Consider the following 7,633-nt stretch of genomic DNA (forward strand, 5'->3'; position numbering starts at 1 on the left):
AGCCTTCCTGCAACTGCGGCATGAACTCCTTACCCAGGAACGGGAACAGCGCTAGGCTTGCCACCAGCGCGAGGACGGCGCTGACCACGACCACCCGCTTGCGTGCGAGCGCCTTGTCCAGCAGCGGCCGGTAGCCGCGCTTGATTTTGGCGACCAGCCACGTATCGCGCTCCGGCTTGGGCTTGAGGATCATCGAGGCCAGCACCGGGATCAGGGTCAGACTCAGGATCAGCGAACCTGCCATCGCAAAGGCGATGTTGAAGGCCATCGGCTTGAACATCTTGCCTTCGAGTCCTTCCAGCGCGAACAGCGGCAGGAACACGACGATGATGATGCCGATCGCAAACGTAATCGGATTGGCCACTTCCTTCGCCGCCGCCAGCACCGCGGAGGTCCTGTCGACCTTTTCGCCGTGTTCGAGACGCTCGGCCATGATCCGGAAGGCGTTCTCGACCATCACCACCGCGCCGTCGACCATCATGCCGATGCCGATCGCTAATCCAGCCAGCGACATCAGGTTGGCCGACAGGCCAACCTGGCCCATCCCGATGAAGGCAATCAGCATCGCCAGTGGCAACGTCACGATCACGACCAGCGCCGAGCGCAGTTCGCCCAGGAACAGGAACAGGATGATCGCCACCAGGATCGAGCCTTCGATCAACGCGCGAGTTGCTGTCCCCACCGCTTTGTTGACCAGGTCGGTGCGCTCGTAAATCGGCTTGAGCACCATAGTCTTTGGCAACGCATCGCGTACGACATCGAGTTTGCCCTTGACCGCTTCGACCACGTCCTTGGCGTTCTCGCCGATGCGCGCCAGGGCCATGCCCAGCACGACTTCCTCGCCGTCGCGGGTCACCGCACCAAAACGCGGTGCCGGGGCTTCCACCACGGTGGCCACATCGCGCAAATACACCGGCACGCCATCCTCGGCCTTGAGCACGATCTCACCGATATCCTTGGTAGATCGCAACAGGCCCAGGCCACGAACAAGGAACTGTTCGCGCCCCACGTCCATGACGTTGCCGCCGACCTGGCCGTTGTTGGCCGGAATCGCGTTGATCACGTCGCCAAACCCCAGCCCGCGCGCATAGAGCCGTTGCGGATCGATCTGGACCTGATACTCGCGCTCGCCGCCGCCCCAGGAGGAGACATCGTCCACGCCCGGCGCGGTACGCAGGATCAGGCGCACCGTCCATTCCTGCCAGGTGCGCAGGTCCATGTCGGTGACCTGATCCCTGCTGACGCCCGGAGCGCGCTCGACCGTGTACCAGAACACCTGACCCAGACCGGAGGTATTGGGCCCCATGCTCGGCTTGCCATACCCTTCGGGCAGACGGTCACCGATTTCCTGCAGTCGTTCGTTGACCAGCTGCCGCGCGAAGTAGATGTCCATGTCGTCCTCGAAATAGACGGCGACATATGACAGCCCGAACAGGCTGACCGAGCGGATTTCCTGCACTTTTGGCAGACCGGCGAGCGCCGACTCCACCGGTGTGGTGAGCAGTTGCTCCACGTCTTCTGCGGCCAGGCCCGGGGACTCGGTGTAGACGTTGACCTGAACGGGCGTGACGTCCGGGAAGGCGTCGATGGGCACGTTGCGCACTGCACTGATGCCGAGGAAGGCCACCACCGCGAAGGCGATCAGCACCAGAAACTTGTAGCGCAGGGAAAGTTCGACCAGGCGATTCAGCATGGCGCACCTCCGCAAATCACGAGGGAGAGATCAATGGCCATGACCCTCTCCCAGTTGCGCCTTGAGAATCTGCGACTTGACCGCAAACGCACCGGCGACCACGACACTGTCGCCTGCCTTCAACCCTTCGCGGATGACGGTACGATCACCAATCACTTCACCCACGCGCACCGGCACCGGTTCGAGTGCCCCAGTGCGGTTGCGGCGGAACACCACGGTTTCACCTTCAAGTTGCACCAATGCATCGGTTGGGACGGCTAGCTGCGTGGCGGATTTGTTGTCCGTGTTAGCCGCAGGAGCGGCCTCGAAATACACTTCGACGAAATCGCCGCCATGCAGACGGTCGCCCTCGTTCGGCACCTCGACCCGGACTGAAGCATTGCGGGTGGCTTCTGACGTGCGATGGGCGCTACGTAGCACCTTGCCGACAAGATGTTCCCCGCCCACCACGACGGTCGCCGCGCTTCCGGCCTCAATGCGAGAAGCTGTGCCAGACGGCAATTTGGCATCCACCCAAACGGTTGACTCATCCACCAGACGGAACAACGCCTTGCCCGGCTCGATGCGCTCGCCGACGACAAAATCGTCCTCGGTAAGGCGGCCGGCATGCGGCGCGGTCAGGGTGAACTGACCATTGACGCTGCCACTCGATGTGCCAGGCAATCCATAGGCCTGCGCCTTGGCACGGGCACGATCGACCGCCACCTTGGCTTCGTTGATGCGGCGGCCGGCGACGGCTTCGCGCCCCAGCGCCGAGACACGCCGCCACTCCTGTTCGGCAATGCGCAGATCGGCCTGCGCGTCGGACACCTCGACGCTGGCCAGCGTCACCAACGGCGCGCCTGCGCGCACTTCGTCACCGAGCTTGGCGTGTCGGCGGACCACGAGCGCTTCGACGCGGGGCGTGATCAAGGTTGTGCCGTAGGCGCTGTCGACCACTTCGCCGGGCGCACGGAGTTCCTCGCTCAGCGAGGACGGTTGCAGCGTCTGCAACTTGATGCCGGCGGCTTTGAGTGCGGCATCGTCCATCTTCACTGGCTTGGCGGTTTCGCCTTCCTCGCCTGCTTCTGCGTGTGCTTCCGTACCCTCAGCATGATCGGCTTCCCCAGCCTCGGCATGTTCGGCGGTGGGCGCTTGGGTCGATTCAGTTTCGGGCGTTTTCGAGCAAGCGGAAATCGCCAGCAGCAATGCCGCGGCAAGCGGCAGCGAGATCAGTCGGGGCGGGGTCATCAGTAGAGTTCTCATTGGGTGCCCTCCAGGCCTGCCCAGCGTTCGAGCTGGCCGGTGGCGGCAAGGTAATCGGCGTAGTGGCGCCACAGGCGCGCTTCGAGTTCGGCACCGGCGAGTTGCGTGTCGAGGGTCTGCTTGAGCTGCAGCAGGTAATCGGCGGTGGAGAGTTCGCCCTCGCGCCAGAGTTTCTCCAGCAGGTTGGCGCGGCGTTCCACATCGGTGCCGCGACTATTCTTCCATCGCTTCCAGGCCGAAATGGCAGCGGCGTAGCTGCTTGTGGCCCGGCGGCGATCGGCTTCCAGTTCCAGTCGCACCCGCTGCAGATCGGCCTGCGCCACGTCCGCATCGGCTTGGGCGGCGACCACTTCGGCGCGGTAGGAGTTGCGCACGAAAAGCGGAATGGTGACGGTGACCCCGACTACGTTGTCAGTGGGGCCGCCGAGGTCGTATTTTTTGCGTCCAGTGTAGACGCCGATGGTCGGATCGGCGATGCGGTTGCGCCGCGCCACCGTGACTTCGCGCTCGGCGGCGGTGGCCGCGGCCTGCGCGGCCTGCCAGTCCGGCAGAGACTCGACACCATCAACGGCGGTTTCCGGGGCCGGCAGCAGGTCGGTTGGCAGCGCCGTGCCGGCGATCCACTCGGAGGTACCGCCGACCGTGCGGAAGCGGGCTTCGGCATCGGCCTGGTCGGCCAGCAACTGCGCCTGTTCCGCCTCCGCCTCATCCCGGGCGAGCAGCGCCAGATCGCGCTCCAGGCCGGAGATGTCGTCGGCCGCGAATTGCTTCTCGGCCAGTTCGGCAAACCGGGTCACCAATGCCAACCGACGTTCGCCGGTACGCACGCGCTGCTGCGCCGTCTGCAGGTCGGCCCAGCCGGCGAACCACTGCCGGGCGAAATCGCGCCGGCGCACCCGCGCTTCGGCGGCGGCCTGATCGACGCGAGCGCTGGCGGCATCGCGACGGACCCGACGTTTGCCGCTCAGATCCAAGGTCAGGTTCAGGCCGGCACTGTTCGTACGCTCGGTGCCTTCATCGTCGCTGGACAGTTCCAACTCCGGGTTGTACAGCGGCTGTCCCGCGGCGGTCAGGCGGGCACGGGCGGCGGCCAACTGCGCCTCGGTCGCCCGGTAAGAGGGGTGTTGCTGCCAGGCGGCTTGCAGCGCTTGGCGGATAACGGGCGGAGCGGTGCTGACGTCAGCGGCCCAAGCAGGCGTGAGCCAAGGGCTTATCGCCAGCAGAGCGACGGCCGCACGCACGACGAAACGTCGCCGTGACGAATGGAAAACAGGCATGAATCAATCCTCTGAATCGACGGGACCTCCCACGCATGGCGAGTGGGGGCTGATGGAATGTCGATCAGACTATGGGAGGTCGAAGCTCCAGGAACACCGGTGCACTGCGGTTGGCCGGCACGGTATAGCCAAACCGTGCGTGTGGCAGGGCTGTTGCCATGGCGTGGGGCGTCATCGGGACGGCCACTGCATGGTGGCAGCTACAGTGCGTGCAGGCGCTACCCTGCAGCAACGTGTCTTGGGCCGGGTCTGCGCCATCCGTGTCCAGCACAGAATTCACGATCAACTGGTGGGTGGAATCAGCCCCCAGCCCCAAAAGGGCAAAGTCGTGCTGAGCGCAGGCGGCGACTACGCCGATCTTCATCGCGAATACCAGTAGCGCCAGCGCCGCCAGCCGCGCCGAAGCGCGTAGGCGGCCAAGCATGGTGCTGGGAGCGGTCGCAAGCATCGGCGCATGATACCGGCCGGCCGGGGTGTTATGAAATTGCATCAGGTAGCGCCTTCTCGGAAGGCGTCTGCGGGCGAGCGGCGGGGCCAGGGCAGCATGCCTTACTCGGTTGCGCTGCCGCGATTTCGCGCCTTCTGACGCGCCCGCCGTGCGTCACCGAGGATTTCCACAGCCTCCTTGATGACGTACAGGCCGATCAGGGTGCCGATGATGAAGTCCGGATAGGGCGAGTCGAGCCATAGCACCAGCACGCCGGCGAGAATCACGCCGAGGTTGGCCACCACATCGGCGCGGGTGAACAGCCAGGTCGCTCGCAAATGCACCTCGCCCGACTTCAACGGCGCCAGTAGGCGCAGCACGTAGACGTTCACGGCAAGCGACAGCAGCGCGGTGCCGATCATCCAACCACTCAGCGGCTCGGCGCCATGCAGTACGCGACGCCCCACTTCGATCAACACCCCCACACCGAGCACCAGCAGCACGCTGCCGCTCAGCCAGGCCGCATTGGCCTTGAAGCGAGCGGTACGCCCGATGGCGATCAACCCGATCGCATAGGCTGTGGCGTCGGAGAGCATGTCCAGCGCATCGGCCAGCAGGCCGGCGGACTGTGCGATCCAGCCGGCCACACCGCCGATGACCGCCATGGCCGCATTCAGTGCCAGGGCAACCCACAGTACCCGACGCTCCGCGGCATTCTTGGCTTCGTGATGGCAACTGCAATCACTCATGGTCAGGGTCACTGTTCTTCAGCGGTGTGTGTGCAGGGCGTGGATGGGAGTCAGGTGCAGCATGCGGATTAGAGCTGCAAGCAGGGAAATGGGCAGCCGCGAGAGAAGGTGCCGGTCCCTGAGTTGGCACCGGAGCAAGTGCAGCGTAAAGTCCGTAATAGCTACAGAGTCAAGCGGGATGCACATGAAGATCAGTGAAGCCGCCGCCGCCAGCGGTTGCCACCTGGAAACCATCCGTTACTACGAGCGTGTCGGGCTGATGCCGCCGCCGGCACGAACCGCGAGCGGCTACCGCGCCTACCGCCCGGCCGAGGTGGAACGGCTGCGCTTCATCAGCCGCGGGCGCGAACTGGGTTTCAGCCTGGAGGAGATCCGCAGCCTGTTGCGGTTGGAAGACGACTCCAAGATGTCGTGCGGCGATGTCGATGCGATCGCACGGACGCACTTGGCTGACATTCACCTGCGGATCGACGAACTCCAGCGCATGGCCATGGAACTGGAACGTGTGATCGCCCAGTGCGCCGGCGGCGAGCGCGAGTGCTGCACCATCCTCCATGCGCTGCGGGACACGGGAATCGTCTCAAAGCGCGACGTTGCCCGGTGCCGCGTATGACGCTGGACCGGTACCTCGAAGCCGCCACGCGCGAGAATACGCGACGGAGCTATGCCTCAGCGGTGCGGCATTTCGAGGTCGAGTGGGGTGGTCATTTGCCGGCGACCGCTGACAACGTCGCCCGTTACCTGGCCGAGTACGCCGGCCAACTGGCTACCAACACACTCAAGCAACGTCTGGCGGCGTTGGCGCAGTGGCATACCGAACAGGGCTTCGTCGATCCGACCAAGGCGCCCTTGGTGCGCAAGGTGCTCAAGGGCATTCAAACCCTCCACCCCTCGGTCGAAAAGCAGGCCGAACCGCTGCAGTTGACCCGACTGGCCCAGGTGGATGATTGGCTTGGTACCGAGATTGCAGTTGCGTGGGAACGCGATGATTGCGCAGATGCACTCCGCCTTCAGCGTGATCGCGCCCTGATCCTCCTCGGCTTCTGGCGGGGCTTCCGCGGCGACGAACTGATCCGCGTGCAGGTCGAACACCTGCGCCTGGTGCCCGGTGAAGGCATGACCTGTTTCCTGTCGCGCAGCAAGGGGGATCGCCAAGCCATGGGCAATACGTACAAGGTGCCGGCGTTGTCGCGCTTGTGTCCGGTGACTGCGACTGCTGAATGGATTGCCGCGGCCGACTTGATACAGGGGCCGGTGTTCCGCGGTGTCGATCGCTGGGGCCACGTCAGCGAGACGCCGCTGCATCCGAACAGTTTGATTCCGCTGCTGCGCCGCCTGTTCAAGGCCGCCGGCCTTCCCGATGCCGAGGACTACAGCAGCCATTCCCTGCGTCGCGGTTTCGCTGGATGGGCCAACGCCAACGGGTGGGATGTCAAGGCGCTGATGGAGTACGTCGGCTGGCGCGACGTGCACTCGGCCATGCGCTACCTCGATGGCGGCGACCCATTCGCCCGCCAGCGCATCGAGGCTGGCCTGCCAGCGCCGACACTTCCATCCCCATGACCGACTAAGGACCTGCATGGCGTCGATCGAGCGGACCGCGTACCCACAATTCAAGCGCAACCCGGTCGTCCGGGAACTGGTCACGGCCTACACGCCGACCGACGCCGAATTGGCTTTCATCACCGATAGCGCCCGGCAACCCGGCCATCGGTTGACCTTGGCCCTCCTGCTCAAATCCTTCCAGCGACTGGGCTACTTCCCGGCAATTGATGAAGTGCCCGCCGCGGTCGTCCGCCACCTTCGCAATGCCTTGCGGTACCGGGTCCAGGTCAAGCCCGCCGACATCGCGCCGAACAAGCGCTACCGCTATTTCCAGCGCATCCGGACCTATCTGCAGGTTCGCGCCTACGCCGATGGTGGCCTGGACGTGGCGGCACGCGCCATCCACCAAGCCGCGGCCGTCATGGACAATCCGGCCGATCTGATCAACGTGGCGATCGAGCAACTCGTGCGCGACCGCATCGAGCTCCCCGCGTTCTCTGCGCTGGATCGTTTGGCGCGCCGGATTCGGACCCTGGTCAACGGTCGTTACTTCGCCCTCATCGACGCCCGTCTGACGGTGGACGAGAAGCAACGGCTGGACGATCTTCTGGTCGTCACCGATGTTCGCACCAAGAGCCTACTGCAGGCCATCAAGCGCTTGCCCAAGCGCTCGTCGCTGCAGCACTTCCAGGAACTG

The 7,633-nt window shown here is 64.7% G+C and carries 7 protein-coding genes and 1 pseudogene; 3 read left to right on the forward strand and 5 right to left on the reverse strand.

The window, feature by feature from the left end; all coding sequences use genetic code 11:
- The 5 genes from Q0X16_RS01565 to Q0X16_RS01585 form a co-directional block, all read right to left on the reverse strand.
- Window positions 1-1,693: efflux RND transporter permease subunit (locus Q0X16_RS01565; RefSeq protein WP_297829930.1), on the reverse strand; the 1,693-nt coding region annotated here is incomplete at its 3' end.
- A gap of 30 nt (window positions 1,694-1,723) precedes the next feature.
- The gene (locus Q0X16_RS01570; RefSeq protein ID WP_297829932.1) at window positions 1,724-2,923 is read right to left on the reverse strand and encodes an efflux RND transporter periplasmic adaptor subunit; all 1,200 of its coding nucleotides are present in this window, start codon (window positions 2,921-2,923) and stop codon (window positions 1,724-1,726) included.
- Between the two features lie 11 nt (window positions 2,924-2,934).
- Window positions 2,935-4,215: a TolC family protein gene (locus Q0X16_RS01575; protein ID WP_297829934.1), complete on the reverse strand. Its 1,281-nt coding sequence runs from the start codon at window positions 4,213-4,215 to the stop codon at window positions 2,935-2,937.
- 64 nt (window positions 4,216-4,279) lie between these two features.
- Complete coding sequence (locus Q0X16_RS01580; RefSeq protein ID WP_297829936.1) at window positions 4,280-4,705, reverse strand: hypothetical protein; 426 nt, start codon at window positions 4,703-4,705, stop codon at window positions 4,280-4,282.
- Between the two features lie 59 nt (window positions 4,706-4,764).
- Window positions 4,765-5,391 carry a cation transporter gene (locus Q0X16_RS01585; RefSeq protein WP_297829938.1) on the reverse strand — a complete coding sequence of 209 codons (627 nt, stop codon included), beginning with the start codon at window positions 5,389-5,391 and terminating at the stop codon, window positions 4,765-4,767.
- Between the two features lie 184 nt (window positions 5,392-5,575).
- Here Q0X16_RS01585 and Q0X16_RS01590 point away from each other — a divergent pair, with 184 nt between their 5' ends.
- The 3 genes and pseudogenes from Q0X16_RS01590 to Q0X16_RS01600 all read left to right on the forward strand — a co-directional run.
- Entirely contained in the window at window positions 5,576-6,004 is a 429-nt protein-coding gene (locus Q0X16_RS01590) for a helix-turn-helix domain-containing protein (RefSeq protein WP_291210775.1), read from the forward strand.
- Window positions 6,001-6,930: pseudogene (locus Q0X16_RS01595) on the forward strand (site-specific integrase); the annotation flags it as partial. The gene Q0X16_RS01590 and the pseudogene Q0X16_RS01595, both read left to right, overlap by 4 nt.
- Before the next feature lie 40 nt (window positions 6,931-6,970).
- Window positions 6,971-7,633 (forward strand): DUF4158 domain-containing protein (locus Q0X16_RS01600; protein ID WP_297829942.1); only part of this gene is annotated, 663 nt, incomplete at its 3' end.

The sequence above is a fragment of the Thermomonas sp. genome, from assembly GCF_025993755.1.
In the GTDB taxonomy this organism is placed as follows: Bacteria; Pseudomonadota; Gammaproteobacteria; order Xanthomonadales; family Xanthomonadaceae; genus Thermomonas.

Coding starts and splice junctions, on each gene's coding strand:
- Q0X16_RS01590 (WP_291210775.1), top strand. CDS start 5,576: ATGAAGATCAGTGAAGCCGCCGCCGCCAGCGGTTGCCACCTGGAAACC.
- Q0X16_RS01585 (WP_297829938.1), bottom strand. CDS start 5,391: ATGAGTGATTGCAGTTGCCATCACGAAGCCAAGAATGCCGCGGAGCGT.
- Q0X16_RS01580 (WP_297829936.1), bottom strand. CDS start 4,705: ATGCAATTTCATAACACCCCGGCCGGCCGGTATCATGCGCCGATGCTT.
- Q0X16_RS01570 (WP_297829932.1), bottom strand. CDS start 2,923: ATGACCCCGCCCCGACTGATCTCGCTGCCGCTTGCCGCGGCATTGCTG.
- Q0X16_RS01575 (WP_297829934.1), bottom strand. CDS start 4,215: ATGCCTGTTTTCCATTCGTCACGGCGACGTTTCGTCGTGCGTGCGGCC.